Genomic DNA, 14,135 nt, shown 5'->3' with positions numbered 1-14,135 from the left:
GTACAAGATCATCCATGGCCATGCTGGCAGGAGTCTCACTTCTGGCGGCCCCGGTGGCTGCCGCGTGTGACTCCGGGCCAACTTACGAAGACTGGGCCGCGACAGACGGGGCAGCAGGCCGCATCAACCTGGACGAAGTGCAGGAGGCTTTCAAGGACTCCAACAGCCCCACGGAGTTTGAGAAGCGTGTCAACGAAATCTACGAGGGTGACGGTATCGTCCTGATCCGGGTCGAGCAGGATGGAAGCAGGACAAATCTCGAAGCTTGGGAAGACCTGAACAAGTCCAAGGAGATCGAGGACGGCATCGACGATCGACTGTTCTCAATCGTCAAGGACAACGACCAACATGAGATGCGTGGTTACGGTGCCAATGGCTACTACCACCACGGATTCGGGGCTGGGAACTTCCTGTTCACGTACATGATCCTGAGCAGCTTCGGACCGTACGGCTACTACACGCCCATTTCTCGCTACGACACCATCAGCCGGAACCGGTCCAACTACAGGAACTCGAGTAGCTACCGCAACCAGGTATCGAAGAACACAAGCTACTTCAACAAGCAGAAGTCGTTTGCTGGTTCGAGCTACGACCAGGCGTCGAAGAACGTAAGCTCCTCAAGACAGTCGTACCAGAATTCCCAGCGTACTACTGGAAACTTCAGGTCAAGCGGCACGGGCGTGCGATCGAGTTGGGGAAGCAGTTCACGCTCAAGCGCTTTCGGGCGCTCCAGCTCCGGATTCACCGGCGGGGGCGGGTCTATCAGGCTCGTCAGGCGCGGCTAGATCGCAAAAAACAGGATCAGGCTAACGCTAATCAGTGCCGCGCTCTCTATGAAGGCGGCGCCAAGGTTCCGGTCTACCGCAAGCTCGTCAGCGAGCTTCACTTTCGGGAACAGCACCTTGTCCACTACGAACCTCACGGCGTAGAGCAGGATGAACCCGACGACTGCGTAGGTAATAAACCCCGCGATGCTTTCAGTCCAACCTACGAACTCGCCGAATACTGCCTTGAATACCACGATTCCGATCGCTACGAGATTACCGGCGAGGGCGACTCCAACTGCGACGTTGTCCGCCTCGATTTGCTCGTGAATGTTGAATGAAGTGGTCCACTCGTAGATCAACGTGTAAACGATCAGAGCGACCAAGCCGAGCACCAGGAATACCAGCGCTGTCTCAGGACCACCGCTCTCGCCTGAAATCGCGCCCGCGATTACCAGGCCAACGGCAACGTAGACGGCGAACTCCACTGCCCCGGTTCCAGCGTTTTGATCGTTTATGATCTCATCTTCTGTGCTGAAATCATGCAGCACCAGCTTGTCAACGATTATGCGTGCGATGTTCAGCACGATTATGCCTGCGATCGAGTAGACGAACACGAGACCGACGTCCTGCCAGTACTCGGCTGTGAAACCAAGGCTGTTGTCCGCGACGACCAGGAACGGCTGATACAGCCCTCCCAGGAACACGATAATCACACCCAGGTAGTAGCCCGCGATGCTTGTGGCCAGCGCGATGTTGTCCTTCTGGTTCAACTGCTCCTGGATCTTGTACGGAGTGATGAAATCCTGCACCAACCTGGCGATGGCGAGCACGATCACGCCCATTACCACGTAGACCAGGCCCCTGGGAATCTGTTCGAACACGTCAACGAATGCTTCTATCATCGCTCGCCTTTTGTTTCACTTAGGGACTGCCCAATTGCCCGGTTGATGTGGTACACCGCACTGAACTCCACTCTAGATTCCGGCCTTCGCCGGCATGACGGATAGGGAGCAGAGACTACTTGTGATAGACGGTCAAGACATGGGGTGAAATGTAAGTGGCGACGTAAACCTCGAAAGGCTGGCCCTCAAACTTGACCACCGACACTCCGCCCTCTTCATCTTCTCTGACGAATTCCCACAGCCAGAAACCCTCGTCCTCGCTGTAACGCACTTCGTAGCTGTTCCTATAGTAGTAGGTATAGCCGTCGTGCTCAAAACAGTTTTCTAACGACTTGTGCTCGTCCCACTCCACAAGGGTATCGTAGTCGAGTCCGACAGCCGAGAGGCCCATAGGCCTGTCCTGAAGGACAGCCGAGATGTGCAGCCCGTCCTGATCCGACCACTCGACGGTGGCTCTACGCTCACCATCTACTACTGAAAGCTCGTGAGATTCCCCATAAGCCGATTCGAGCTTCGTTATTCGTTCGACTATCAGATAGGCGTCTTCGCCGGTCTCCCATAGGCCGGGGACGAACAGGACGTCGCCAATCTTCGCGGACCGAATCGAATCATCGGACGGTACGTCCTCCGACTGCTTCTTTCGTCCCTTGCCGAAAAGAGATCTGAGCATAATTTTCCTAGATTGGCTGGGGTGTGTGGCTCATCCAACGATTGATTGCGGCCTGAGCCCTTGGGCTGATCGCGTTCTGAATACGAACGTTGAGAAGTGCAGGCCTGTCCAGTCTTATCGCGCGCTCGATGGCAGAGTCGAGTTCGTCAGGATGCTCGATCAGCTCACCGTGTCCTCCGAGGCCACGGACCACCTGGTCGTACCTGGAGGGCAGTAGGTCAGTGGCAACAGTTTTGCCATAGACACCTACCTGGATCTGCCTGTCGATGCCCCACGCTGAGTCGTTCCCCATGACGCCGACGATAGGCAGGTTATGCCGAACGGCGGTGTCGTACTCCATTGCATTGAAACCGAAGGCGCCGTCACCTGTAAACATGAAGACCTTGCGTTCAGGATACGCCGCCTTGGCGGCTATCGCAGTCGGCAGGGCCTGTCCGAGCATCCCTAGCGGGGGTAGATACCACCAAGTCTTTGGTGATAGCGCCGACGAGTAGGCCCTCCCGAAGTGGCAGAAGTCGCCGCCGTCGTAGGAGACTATGTCTTCAGGGCCAACATGATACCTCACCGCCTTGTGTACGAATGTCGCGTGCATAGGCGACTCACTTACGGCCAATTCCTCGAGGTCCCTCTGTTGCGCGTCCCTTTCCTCCGCCAGCCTGGAGAGCCATGGAAGGTCGCGCCACTCGCGCTTAACGGCTTCATCTGCCATCTGCCGAGCCACTGCTTCAACGTCACCATGAATGCCAACAGAGACGCCGCGATTCCTGGCAATCTCTGCTGCAGACGGGTCTATCTGAATTACTTTCGCGTCAGCGGCAACGGTGGGTGGCATCGCATAACCGACAATCAGGTCCTGCTTGCGACCCATGAGTACAACGGCGTCCGCCTCGCGCAACAGCCTTGCAGCGCGATTGAGGCCGGAGTCGAAGAAACCGTAGCAGTAAGGGTGAGCGTCCGATACAAGCCCGCGCGCGTCCCCCTCAGTCATGAGCGGAATCCTGGTGGTCTCAATGAGCGCTTCCAGGGTCTCGCCGGAGCGAGCGTAGGCGCCCGCGCTACCGACAATGATCAGTGGCCTCTCGGCAGAGTGCAGTATGTCGACTGCCTCCCGCACCTTTTCAGATGAGGCCGCCGGCGCGCCGATGTCGCGGTACTCACCTGGATTGTAAAAGGCCACGTCTTCTTCAGGAACAAGCTGCTGCTGAATGTCCACCGGAATTGTCAGGTGGACCGGACCTCGCCGCCCCTCGTAGGCAACGCGAAGCGCCGTTGCAATCATGTCTGGGATACGACGGGCATCCGTAACCATCCAGGAGCCCTTTGTAACAGGCTGGGCCATACCTATCTGGTCGATCTCCTGCATCGCACCTCGCCCGAGCTCCAGTAGCTCGGCGCAGCCGCTAATGGAGAGCAGTGGGCTGTCAGAGTGCATGGCGTTGGTGAGGCCTGGAATGGCGTTGGCAAACCCAGGGGTCGTGTACATGGCGACGCCAGGCTGTCCGGTGATCCTGCCCCACGCGTCCGCCATGTGGACGGCCGCCTGTTCGTGTCTTGTGTCGATGAACCGGAAGTCCTGGTCGGCCATCACGTCGAGCACCGGCAGGATATGGTCGCCGGCGAGGGTGAAAACGGTACTCACTCCCTCCAGCTTGAGGGCCCTCGAAATTAGATCGCTGCCACTAATCATCCGCGATGCGGTCATGTAAAGCTCCGATACTCTTCAGGACTAGGGACGGGGCTATTTTATAGACGCCGCCCAAGTTTGCCAATGGATGTGAGAGACCTGACATGAGGCTCGGGAAAGACGAATGCGGGCGGGACGCCCGCGCTCCGAAAGGAACGTTGGCGATCTCGTCGACACGAGGGCTTTTGCAATTCATTGGGGGATTGATATAATTTCGTGTGTCGGAAGAGCCATAGGGCGACCGTCGCTGGGGATTCGTCTAGTGGTAGGACGACAGACTCTGGATCTGTAAGCAGAGGTTCGAATCCTCTATCCCCAGCCAGACCAAAGCCGCCTTGAGGTCATTCCAGAGTCTTCTCAAACGTGGCGCGTTCGTCTAGCGGCCTAGGACACCACCCTCTCAAGGTGGAGACACGGGTTCGAGTCCCGTACGCGCTACCACTCCCCCAAAAGGCGTTTCACATCCTGTGACGTATAACGCCGCTCGGATCCCGGTCACTCCGTTTACGCGTGAGATCGCGCCATGCGTCCGCCAATGTGTGCTGTGCCCTGTTTCAGGGCCAACGCGACTACGAAGAATGCAGTCGCCGACAATGCCATTACGGGGCCAGATGCGAGGTTGTAGTGGAATGACAGGTACAATCCGATGATCGCTGAAGCCGTCCCGATCCCGGCGCCGACGAGCATGGCCAGTGTAAACCTCTGCGTGAGTAGCTGGGCTGCGGCCGCAGGTGTTATCAACATCGAGATCACAAGTACGATTCCCACGGCCTGCAATGCGATGAGGATCACCACGGCCAGGAGGACCAGCAGAAGGTAATCCAGCACCTGTGTCGGAAGTCCCATTACGGAAGCCCCCAAAGGGTCGAATGTGGAGAAGACCATCTCTTTGTGAAGGGCTAACAATAGGACAATTACCACCACAGCCAACACGCCCGTGATCATGACGTCGCTCCGCGAAACCCCGAGCACCTGACCCAGAAGCACAGATTCCAGACTGACATTCAGCCCGCGGGCCGCCGTCAGTAGTGTCAGACCCAGGGCAAACAGCCCAGCGAAGAGTATGCCAATGGAGGTGTCTTCACTCAGGCCAGTCCTCTTGGACAGAAAACCTATGATCAGGGCGAACGCAATGGCGTTCGGTACGAGAATTAGCCATGACGAAGAGATGACCGATACCACCAGCGCAGCGACTACCAGGCCAGGCAGGAGGGAATGGGCCAAGCCATCTGTCATGAAGCCGAGTCCCCTGACGACAACATAGGCCCCGAGAATCGGGCACATTATGCCTACCAGCACGGAAACCAGAAGCGCCCGCACCATGAAGCCATATTGGAATGGGCCCAGAATTGCTTCAGTGACGATGTCCATCGAGAGCCTTTCCGTGAATTGACCCCACACCGTGTGGGCCGTACATCTCCATCAACAGATCGGGCGTAAGTACGTCCTCGGGGGCGCCGCACGCGCAGACCCGGCAGTTAATGCACAGGCATTCGTCACAGTAGTGAGCGACGTGGCCGATGTCATGTGAGGACAGCAGAATCGTTCGCCCCTGATCCCGGAGCTCGTGCAGAACAGTGACAAGCGCTTCTTGCGACGCAATATCAACTCCGCTGAAGGCTTCGTCAAGAAGTAGAACGTCCGCCCCCTGGGCGAGAGCCCGTGCAACAAACACCCGCTGGCGCTGACCGCCGGACAGGTTGCTGACGAGAGCCGTCCTTCTATCAATCATCCCCACCTGTTCCAGCGCTTCCTCGACAAGCCAACGGTCTGCAAGTTTGGGCCTGCGCAGCCATCCGATATTCTTGGTCCTACCCTGCATAACAACGTCCCAGACGCTCATGGGCACGCGCCAGTTGACGTTTTCGTGCTGCGGAACGTAGGCAATGTGTTCCCGAGCGTCGTCGACAGGTGTGCCGTGAATTAGCACCTCTCCCTCGTCCACCTTCAGCAGACCAACAATTGCGTTAAAGAGTGTGCTCTTTCCGGCGCCATTTGGACCCACTACACCCATCAGGCAGTTGGGTCCTGCGGAAAAGGTCACATCGTCCAAGACCAAGACTCCGCCTCTGTAAACGGTAACTCCCTGGGCTGACAGTGGAGCCACACCGGATGGAATGCTATCCGTGCCGTGACCACTAGACTCTGTCGCAGGTGTCTGTGTTGTTGATTGCATCGCTTTGACCCGCTTTCAGTCGTTGCATGTCGGGAACTGTGTGATGTTTTCTTATTGCGACATAATATCATGAAGAGTGCAGTCTGTCATTTGCTTACCAGAACATTGATATATACTGAGTCTCACTAGGGGAAGGCTGTAGCTAACGGGAGGGAGGACTGTAGTGGAACCTGAACTGATCGCAGACTACAACAACCATGTAGGCGAGGGTCCTCTCTGGCACCAGACCGAGAGCCTTCTATATTGGGTCGATATTCCTCAGGGCCGGATCTTTCGTTACGATCCGGTGTCCGGCAAACACGAGCAGTTCCACCAGGGCAGAGTAATCGGCGGATTCACGATCCAGGAAGACGGTTCGCTGCTGCTCTTCATGGACCGGGGATCTATCGCCATCCTGAAAGAAGGTGAGCTCAGCTACATTGTGGACGAGATCCCTGAGGAGCGAGACACCCGCTTCAACGACGTGATAGCTGACCCGCGAGGGAGCGTATTCTGCGGCACCATGCCCACTGACACGGAGCCGGCAAAGCTGTACCGTCTCGACCCCGACGGGAGTCTGACTGTGGTTCTGGACGGAATCGGCCTGTCAAACGGTCTGGGTTTCACGCCGGACCGGAAGCAGATGTACTACACCGACTCCTACGCCAGGAAGATCTACATCTTCGATTACGACGAGCACACGAGCGAGATATCTGACCGGCGTGTGTTTGTCGAGACACCCGAAGACGGAGGCATTCCTGACGGGATGACCGTGGACGCCGAGGGCTATGTGTGGTCCGCCCGCGTCGATGGCTCGGCGCTCTTCAGGTACACGCCGGACGGCGTGGAGGAGAGGTCAATCACATTCCCGGCCAAAAAGGTCTCCAGCGTCACCTTTGGCGGGGACGACATGGACGAGATGTACGTCACTACCATAGGTGGAGACAACAAGGCCGAAGAGGGGCCTGGGGCGGGTGCCCTGTTCAGGTTGAATCTGGGCATGAGGGGTGTGCCGGACTACTATTCGAGGATCGGCATTTAGTCCGGCTCAGGGCAGCAGGTTCACAGCTCTCCGCCAAATTGCTCGGTGATCGAGCGCATCCTGGATTCCGGCCTTCGCCGGAATGACGGGCAGGAATCAGAACTGGGTGTAGAGCGTCGGTGAACGCTGTACCTCGGAGATCTCGTGAGGCTCCAAAGGATACGCTTCCTTCTCGTAGATCTGAATCCGGTCGGAGCCGTAGTCGGCGATGTACATGGAGCAGCCGTCAACTCTCACAGAGACCGGCCATCGAATCCGCTTTTGGGGTTCAAGCGAGGTCATCTCACGCAGTCGGAGCGCCTTCACGTTGGACTTCATGTAGTGGTGGGCCTGCTTCGACAGCGTGGCGTCTCCACGGAAGAGTTCAACGAAGACTCCGTCCGGCCTGAACAGTTGCACTCGGTTGTTTGCCCAGTCAGAGACGTATATATCGCCGTCCTTGTCGACAGTAACACCCGAGGGACGGTTGAATTCACCCTCCCCATCGCCGGACTTACCGATCTTGAAAACGAACTCACCATCGGCTGTGAACTTCTGGATGCGGTCATTCCGCCAGTCGGCGACATACACATCGCCGATCTCATCGACGTGGATTCCCCAAGGCATATTGAACTCGCCGTCACCGTGGCCTTGGCAGCCGAACTCCATCAGGAACTCGCCGTCCCTGGTGAACTTCTGGATCCGGTGATTCTGGGTGTCGGAGACGTACACGTTCTCATCAGGGTCGAGCGCAATGCCTGACTGCCTGTTGAACTGCCCTTCACCACTTCCTGCTTCGCCCCACTGAGCCTGAATCTCACCCCGCTTGTTTATGACCGTTATCTGGTTCGTGCCCTCGTCGGAAACCCAGAGGTTTTCTTCACTGTCCATGATCATCGATGCGGGCCAAACGAACCTGGAGTTTACCGAGTACGTGCCCCCTATCTGGGCTGCACCACCGGCTCCAAGATTGATCGCTCCGAGGTCTTCGTCTTCCTGAGACAATCGCCTGATAAAAGAGATGCCCCCGCGACACAAGATGTGGAGATCCCCTTCCCTGTCGACAGCTAGATCGACAGGTGTGTTGGTCAGACGCCTCATACCAAGCGTCCGGTCGTAGCTGAATCCTACCCTGAGGAGCGCGTATGGCCTACCCATTTCTCACCTCATCCTTACAGCGCTGACACAGCGGCACACTAGGCAAAAATCGGAATCTTCTCGTACTGCCCTTTAACGATTGGGGCCGCCTCGACGCCCATCCACTCTTCGAGCAGCGTGGTGTACAGACCGCGGAAGTCGTACGTGTGGGCCATGTCACCGTCGGTCTGCTTGTCGATGTCGAGTGACGGATACTCGGCATATAGGCCGCCCTTTACCCTATCTCCAATCACGAAAGAGCCTCCGCCTGCGCCGTGGTCGCAGCCGCTGCCGTTGTCCCTGATGCGGCGTCCGAACTCGGTGAATACCAGCATCACGACGTTTTCAGAGGCATTGTGGTCTCGGATGTCCTGGAAGAAGTCCATGATGGCCCCCGAGAGCTCGCTCAGAAGCCTCGGATGGTTTGGGACCTCGTTCGCGTGAGTGTCATAACCGCCGTGCTGGGTGTAGATGACCCTAGTGCCCAAGTCAGCCAGATGGACCCTCGCGGCATCCCTGAGAGAATTAGATATCGGATTGTCCGCGTACTCGACGCTGGAAGAGTAGATTTCGGGAGCTCTCTTCAGTACGTCGGCGCCTCGGAGTACGTCCATGCCGGTCTGGGCGACGTACTCCCTTACCAGTCCGGTACCCACAGCCGGGCCGTACATCTTCGCGAAGATATCCAGTGCCTGCCTGCGCTCGGCCTCCTCGGTGATACCGCTCATCATGCCGTAGTTATCCAGATCGCCGACCGATGTGATCGGCACTCCTGACTTGCTCATTGCACGCGGAAGCCCTCGTCCAATGTTCACGCAAGTCAGCGGGTTCTCCTTGTTGGTGTCCATTTCGGCCACGACCTGACCGAGCCAGCCCTCGGTGCCAATCCGGTCGGGCTCGGCCGTCTGCCAGATGTCCATTCCTCTGAAGTGTGAACGGCTCGAGTCGGGATAGCCGACACCCTGTACGATCGCGACGCTGCCCTCGTCGTACAGCTCTTTGACCGGCGCGAAGTGGGGATTGAAGCCCAGGTAGTTATTGATAGGGAGGACCTGCTCCTGCGGGATTCCAATCACGGGTCTCGAGTCGTAGTAGATGTCATTCGAGTATGGAATCACCGTGTTCATGAAGTCGTTACCGCCCGTGAGTTGAACGACTACAAAGACCGTGGGCTTACCATTTACTTCCATTGCTGGATTTCCTCCCGCTCGGACTAGCCGAACTGATACTCCACCGATGCCACGATGAATTGGACCATCCTTGTCACTCGTGCGGAACTCTCTTCACGGTCAGGATGGGTGTCGAAACTGAGGTTGCCGCCCGAGTTGGCGTAGTCCAGGAGCGCCTCTCTAGTATGGCTTTCCACTGTCATGGGGCCAACGAGGTCCAATGTGTGATCCACGAACTCTTCCGGAGTGAGCGGTCCCCCTTCGGACGCGAGCCTGTCGATAATCGCCTGGATGCCCGGAAGGGTCTGGTCGCCAAGCTCATTGACAGCAAAGTTAACGCGCTCGGCGAGAGTGCCGCAGTCTATCCACTCGCGACCTGTGTGCCAGCCCTCCACGGTTGGAGGTGTCATGAGATGCTGACCCATCAGGCTGGTCGCTGCTGGTGCGGCATGAAGAGTTGGTTCGGGAAAGGCATGTTTTCCAGCCAGCTTTATCGTCCCAGCAACCAGTTCTGTGGGGCTCTTCACCTTGGCGAAGCGCGCTTCCTTGAAGAAGTCCGAATTGAAGAGAACTCGAAGCACGACCCTAATATCACCGTCGGACTCAAAATAGGCGTCGCAGAGTGCCTCGACTGCCTCTGGGTCTCGCGGCGGAATGTCGTTCCATGATGGCACCTGTGGTTCGTCAGCAACGAAGAAGTTGTACAGGTGTCGAGCAATGAAACGGGCAGTCGCTGGCTGGTTCACGACAATATCGATTATGTCCTCGCCATTGAACCTGCCGGTGTGGCCGAGGAACGTCTTCTCACTATCGTCGTGGTCGTCCTCCCTGTAGACGAACTCCGACGGGTAGCGCCCATACGGATCGAGCGGGATGGGCTGAATGAACGTCCAGCCAGTGAATGCGCGGGACGCCATCTTGATGTCTTCTTCAGAGTAGTTTCCCACTCCCATGGAGAAGAGTTCGAGGAGCTCACGTCCCCAGTTCTCGTTAGGCTGGTCCCTGTGATTCTCGGAGTTGTCCAGCCAGTGAATCATTGCCGGATCTTTAGCCAAGTCCACCAGAATGGTGCGCATGTCGGAGACGGCGTTTCGCCTGAACAGTTCGATCTGTGTCCTGGAAGAGGGGCCGTGCTCACTCTTGCCCACAGAGGTCGCGAACACGTGGTGCCAGAACAGCGCCATCTTCTCTTCGAGGGGCCGCTCGGTATTGACCATCCGATATAGCCAGTGTGTGTTCCAGGGCTCCACCGAGTCCGGGTTGTTCAACTCGAGCCAGTACCGGATGGCAATGTCATCAGCGACTTCGGGGAAGCGTTCCGGGTGAAGCAAGTCTTCCACGAGCTCTTCGTAGCTCTGTTCAGCCAACTGCTCGAGATCGTCCCGAGTCGCTCCGAATCCAGCACGACGCATAAGGTGGGCTACCAGGGACAGATTAGTGGTTGCCATGTTCGCTCGTCTCCGTCCAGTTGCTGTGTCGTCGAAAACGGCCTATTCGGGCACCCTGGTGGCATGCCAAGCCGTCATCTGCCAGTCGCCGTCGTTGTTTACATAGACCACCGTGTACTCAAGCGAGAAGTGGTTTCCATTCACGTGGACGTGGGCGCCGCCTCGGACGACTGCGGAGTTGGCGTACGTTCGGACTGTGCTGGGAGTTGGGGTGATCAACTCGTAGTTGAGTCTCCCTGAGCCGATACCGCTCACAAAGCTCTCTTTGGTATCCAACGCCGCCGAGGTATGCACATAGGTGAGATCGTCGGCTAGAATCCGTCCCAAGGTGTCAACGTCCTTATCCACCATTGCGACGAGACGTTGGGATTCCAAGTCCTGAATTGTCTTCGTAAGATCCTGTGTCTGAGTCATCATGCTCTCCAATTGTAAGTGTAGCTGTGCTGCTCAGGCGACTGTAACAAGGGAGTTGAATTCAGTCAACGAATCGGGCGTGCAATAGTAGAAGTAACTTCTGCCAGGAAACGCTGATCGCCAGACGCCGTTCCTAGTGGTGTGTGATAAATTACTTGAGGCGCCCATTTGGGCAGTTTCAGGCTCACCAGTCGGCGGGGGCATTGAGCAATGATTGATCTCACTGGGGTTTCGAAACACTACCAAATCGGCCCGGTAGAAGTACGGGCGCTCGACGGTGTCGATCTTCACGTTGCCGATGGCGAGTTCGTGGTTGTCCTCGGGCCATCCGGCAGCGGCAAGACCACACTGCTGAATATCATAGGAGCCCTCGACACCCCCACTGACGGCAGCGTCTCTGTCGGTGGACGCGACATCACGCATTCGTCACGCTCTGAGCTGTTCGCTCTCAGACGAGAGACCGTGAGCTTCATATTCCAAAGTTTTAATCTGTTTCCGGGTCTAACCGCCCTGGAGAACGTTGAATTTGGTATGGACGTCGCGGGAAAGCGAGGGGTCATTTCTGCCCAGTCCGTGCTCGATTCTGTTGGCCTGGGCGACAGGACATCGCACTTTCCCCACGAGTTGTCTGGCGGCGAGCAGCAGCGGGTCGCCATCGCCAGGGCTCTCGCCACCGGCAATCCAGTTCTGTTGGCTGACGAGCCCACGGGCGAGCTCGATTTCAGAACGGGCGCCCAGATCCTGGAACTGCTGATCCAGCAGGCATCTGACGAACGCGCCGTCCTGGTGGTAACCCACAACAGGGAGATTTCACGCATAGCCGACCGCGTGGTTGAGATGAGCAGCGGGCGTATTATCAGCGACGGTCCACCCCAAGGGGGCAAGACTCCTCTCTCGCAGCTTCGCTGGTAGCTGAGAATTAGTCTCATTTGTATATGGGGCGTGTTGATGCCTACAGGTTGGTCCCGGGCATTACAGACCGATTCCCTCTGATCACGTAATTGAAACTCAGTATCGGTGTTTTCCCCGATCTGAGACCCCATATCACGACAATTCGTGCAAATTTCCTCAAATGCTTGCTATTTCCCCCCATTTCTGCAAGAATTGTGAGTACGTCATACCAACCAAGTTTAGGTGTCACACGGAGGTAGCGATGCCACACGACATTCACGAGTGCGACGGACACGAGCACCACGCTCACGAGCATGATCAGCATGAGTGCGACGAGCACGAACACCACGGCGACGAGCCTAGACACGTCCACGACGCTCACGAGTGCGACGACCACGAGCACCACGCTCATGTGCACGATGAACACGAGTGCGACGACCACGAGCACCACGCGGACGAGCACTAGGCCGAAATTGCCAGTCGGACTTGCAAGGCAAGCCGCATATTTTAGGAACTGGCTGACAAGCCTGTAGTCATTGCCAGCTACGTTGAAATCAGGTGGCTTTCCCGCCCAAAGTCGACAGCGTCCCGCCGATATCACACAGGTCGGCGGGACTTTTTTATGGGGAATTAGACTATTCTATGACTTGTGCAAAACGCGGCAGGTCAAGTAACGTCGAAATGGGAATTTGAAAGAGTTCAGCACACCGAGGGTCTGATATGCAGGGTTCGAGTCCGTCCGGCCGACCTGAGGGCCAGCACGATCACCACGACGAACACGACCACCACGGTCATCATGGGGACGACGACTCCCATGACGACCACGATGGGCACGGTCACGGCTCACATGATGACCATGAGGGGCATGATCACGACTCCCATGACGACCACGATGGGCACGATCACAGCTCACATGATGACCATGAGGGGCATGACCACGGCGGGCACGACCACGCCCACGAGCTGAGACTCACCAGTCGCCGCAGCCTGTTAGTTGCGCTCACCCTCATCTCCACTTACATGGTGGCTGAGGTGGTGGGTGGCGTTCTATCCGGCAGCCTGGCGCTGATTGCGGACGCCGGTCACATGCTCACAGACGCGGCCGCCATCGTCATGGCTTTGGTAGCCATGTGGATTGCGGAAAAGGAAGCGTCTATCGAAAGGACTTTTGGCTACCAGCGTGCTGAGGTCCTGGCAGCTCTGGCCAACACGTTTGCACTGTGGCTTATTGCGGGCTGGATTCTATTCGAGGCCTACCACAGAACCTTTACGGAAGAAGTCGAGATTAACGGCCTTCCGGTACTTCTCGTGGGCATAGGCGGTCTGATTATCAACTTAATCGTTGCGTGGATTCTCCACCGATCGTCGCAGCACAGCATGAATGTCGAAGGGGCATTCCAGCACGTACTGGCGGACCTTATGGGATCGGTGGGCGTCGTCATATCAGCCATTTTTGTTATGACGCTTGAATGGTACGTTGTCGACCCTATCCTCAGCGTTCTAATCGCCGGTCTTATCGTGTGGAGCAGCCGACACCTGATGGCTACGGTGCTCCAGGTACTCTTGGAAGGTGTGCCAAGGCATATAGACGTCTACAGCCTCTGCAGCGACATCGAAGAAGTTGAGGGCGTAACGATTATTCATGACGTACACGTCTGGACCATCACATCAGGAAGCGAGGCCTTTACAGCCCACGTCCTGGTTGATCCCACCTTCAGTGGCCCACAGATAAATAAGATCCTGGAGCGAATTCAGGGCATAACACACGATAAATACGGCATAGACCACGTTACCATCCAGGTCGAGCAGTCGGTGGCCAATTGCAGAGAAGACCACCACGTGGGTCACCTAGAGTTCACCAGTCGTCCTTCTGCAGC

14 protein-coding genes and 2 tRNA genes are annotated in these 14,135 nt (G+C 56.9%); 7 read left to right on the top strand and 9 right to left on the bottom strand.

Annotated elements, in window-relative coordinates:
* Positions 1 to 14: 14 nt before the first annotated feature.
* Positions 15 to 785 carry a hypothetical protein gene (locus J4G14_07080; protein MCE2457562.1) on the top strand — a complete coding sequence of 257 codons (771 nt, stop codon included), beginning with the start codon at positions 15 to 17 and terminating at the stop codon, positions 783 to 785.
* Here the strand turns inward: J4G14_07080 and J4G14_07075 are convergent.
* The 3 genes from J4G14_07075 to J4G14_07065 all read right to left on the bottom strand — a co-directional run bounded on the left by J4G14_07075 (position 782) and on the right by J4G14_07065 (position 4,041).
* Positions 782 to 1,669 carry a DUF350 domain-containing protein gene (locus tag J4G14_07075; protein MCE2457561.1) on the bottom strand — a complete coding sequence of 296 codons (888 nt, stop codon included), beginning with the start codon at positions 1,667 to 1,669 and terminating at the stop codon, positions 782 to 784. The two genes, J4G14_07080 and J4G14_07075, sit on opposite strands and share 4 nt — an antisense overlap.
* A 115-nt stretch (positions 1,670 to 1,784) precedes the next feature.
* Positions 1,785 to 2,339 carry a hypothetical protein gene (locus J4G14_07070; GenBank protein MCE2457560.1) on the bottom strand — a complete coding sequence of 185 codons (555 nt, stop codon included), beginning with the start codon at positions 2,337 to 2,339 and terminating at the stop codon, positions 1,785 to 1,787.
* A 7-nt stretch (positions 2,340 to 2,346) separates the two neighbouring features.
* Positions 2,347 to 4,041, bottom strand: a complete 1,695-nt coding sequence (locus tag J4G14_07065) for a thiamine pyrophosphate-binding protein (protein ID MCE2457559.1) — start codon at positions 4,039 to 4,041, stop codon at positions 2,347 to 2,349.
* A gap of 230 nt (positions 4,042 to 4,271) precedes the next feature.
* On the opposite strand from J4G14_07065, the gene J4G14_07060 reads away from it, so the two are divergent.
* Together J4G14_07060 and J4G14_07055 are read left to right on the top strand one after the other, a co-directional pair.
* Positions 4,272 to 4,345, top strand: a tRNA-Gln gene (locus tag J4G14_07060).
* 43 nt (positions 4,346 to 4,388) lie between these two features.
* Positions 4,389 to 4,464: transfer RNA gene (locus tag J4G14_07055), tRNA-Glu, on the top strand.
* Positions 4,465 to 4,527: 63 nt separating this feature from the next.
* Here J4G14_07055 and J4G14_07050 read toward each other — a convergent pair.
* Together J4G14_07050 and J4G14_07045 are read right to left on the bottom strand one after the other, a co-directional pair.
* Complete coding sequence (locus tag J4G14_07050) at positions 4,528 to 5,394, bottom strand: metal ABC transporter permease (protein ID MCE2457558.1); 867 nt, start codon at positions 5,392 to 5,394, stop codon at positions 4,528 to 4,530.
* Positions 5,378 to 6,076: a metal ABC transporter ATP-binding protein gene (locus J4G14_07045; GenBank protein MCE2457557.1), complete on the bottom strand. Its 699-nt coding sequence runs from the start codon at positions 6,074 to 6,076 to the stop codon at positions 5,378 to 5,380. Before J4G14_07045 ends, J4G14_07050 begins: the two co-directional genes overlap by 17 nt.
* Before the next feature lie 286 nt (positions 6,077 to 6,362).
* Here J4G14_07045 and J4G14_07040 point away from each other — a divergent pair, with 286 nt between their 5' ends.
* Positions 6,363 to 7,220, top strand: coding sequence for an SMP-30/gluconolactonase/LRE family protein (locus J4G14_07040; protein MCE2457556.1), 858 nt, complete (start codon positions 6,363 to 6,365; stop codon positions 7,218 to 7,220).
* Positions 7,221 to 7,316: 96 nt separating this feature from the next.
* Here J4G14_07040 and J4G14_07035 read toward each other — a convergent pair whose 3' ends face one another.
* The 4 genes from J4G14_07035 to J4G14_07020 are packed head-to-tail and all read right to left on the bottom strand — an operon-like array spanning position 7,317 to position 11,367.
* Positions 7,317 to 8,357: an NHL repeat-containing protein gene (locus J4G14_07035; protein ID MCE2457555.1), complete on the bottom strand. Its 1,041-nt coding sequence runs from the start codon at positions 8,355 to 8,357 to the stop codon at positions 7,317 to 7,319.
* 38 nt (positions 8,358 to 8,395) lie between these two features.
* Positions 8,396 to 9,526, bottom strand: coding sequence for a DUF1501 domain-containing protein (locus J4G14_07030; GenBank protein ID MCE2457554.1), 1,131 nt, complete (start codon positions 9,524 to 9,526; stop codon positions 8,396 to 8,398).
* Between the two features lie 23 nt (positions 9,527 to 9,549).
* The gene (locus J4G14_07025; protein MCE2457553.1) at positions 9,550 to 10,953 is read right to left on the bottom strand and encodes a DUF1800 domain-containing protein; all 1,404 of its coding nucleotides are present in this window, start codon (positions 10,951 to 10,953) and stop codon (positions 9,550 to 9,552) included.
* Between the two features lie 42 nt (positions 10,954 to 10,995).
* Entirely contained in the window at positions 10,996 to 11,367 is a 372-nt protein-coding gene (locus J4G14_07020; protein ID MCE2457552.1) for a nuclear transport factor 2 family protein, read from the bottom strand.
* A 210-nt stretch (positions 11,368 to 11,577) separates the two neighbouring features.
* Here J4G14_07020 and J4G14_07015 point away from each other — a divergent pair, with 210 nt between their 5' ends.
* The 3 genes from J4G14_07015 to J4G14_07005 form a co-directional block, all read left to right on the top strand.
* On the top strand, positions 11,578 to 12,279 hold the full coding sequence (locus J4G14_07015; GenBank protein MCE2457551.1) for an ABC transporter ATP-binding protein: 702 nt from the start codon (positions 11,578 to 11,580) through the stop codon (positions 12,277 to 12,279).
* Between the two features lie 241 nt (positions 12,280 to 12,520).
* Positions 12,521 to 12,724, top strand: coding sequence for a hypothetical protein (locus tag J4G14_07010; protein MCE2457550.1), 204 nt, complete (start codon positions 12,521 to 12,523; stop codon positions 12,722 to 12,724).
* Positions 12,725 to 12,978: 254 nt separating this feature from the next.
* Positions 12,979 to 14,135 (top strand): cation transporter (locus tag J4G14_07005; protein ID MCE2457549.1); only part of this gene is annotated, 1,157 nt, incomplete at its 3' end.

Source organism: Dehalococcoidia bacterium, from assembly GCA_021295915.1.
In the GTDB taxonomy this organism is placed as follows: Bacteria; Chloroflexota; Dehalococcoidia; order Lucifugimonadales; family UBA1123; genus VXRN01.
The sequence above is the reverse complement of the archived record's forward strand: the minus strand, read 5'-3'. Positions and strand labels throughout refer to the sequence as shown.